General features: G+C 69.4%; 1 protein-coding gene. It reads left to right on the top strand.

Annotated features, from left to right (window positions below; all coding sequences use genetic code 11):
* Positions 1-624 (top strand): type IV secretory system conjugative DNA transfer family protein (locus tag IEZ13_RS46190; RefSeq protein ID WP_189285823.1); only part of this gene is annotated, 624 nt, incomplete at both ends.

A 624-nucleotide genomic window follows, 5' to 3' on the forward strand; every position in this document is an offset into this window, starting at 1 on the left:
TCCGTTCTCGCTGCTGTTCGGTCTGCTGGGCGGCAAGCTGGACTGGCCAGGGGCGGCCGGCTGGTGGGTGCTCGGCGGCATGCTCGCCGTGTTCCTGGCCCTCGGTGTCCTGGTCGCCCTGGTGGTGCATCGTATCCGCCGGGGCCGTAGCCGCGTCGACCGCGCGGCAACCTACATGGGCCGCGGCCGCGATGTCGAGGCACTGAGCCGCAAGTCAGCCCAGGCGACCGCGAAGCGCCTGGGCGTGGCCGATTCTCCCGGTGTGCCGATCGGTCGCACCGTGACCGGTGCTCACCCGCTCTACGGCTCCTGGGAGGACATGCACATCGACATTTGGGGGCCTCGAACCGGTAAGACCACCTCAAGGGCGGTCCCGGCGATCCTGGACGCTCCTGGAGCGGTTCTCGTGACCTCGAACAAGCGCGACGTCGTAGACGCCACGCGCGACGTGCGGGCCAAAGCCGGCCCGGTCTGGGTGTTCGATCCCCAGGCGATCGCGCTGGAAGAACCGAGCTGGTGGTGGAACCCGCTCAGCTACGTCACCGACGAGGTGAAGGCGGCCAAGCTGGCCGAGCACTTCGCCGCCGGCAGCCGCGACCCTGGGGCCAAGACCGATGCGTACTT

The organism is Actinoplanes campanulatus, from assembly GCF_014647795.1.
Lineage (GTDB): Bacteria > Actinomycetota > Actinomycetes > Mycobacteriales > Micromonosporaceae > Actinoplanes > Actinoplanes campanulatus.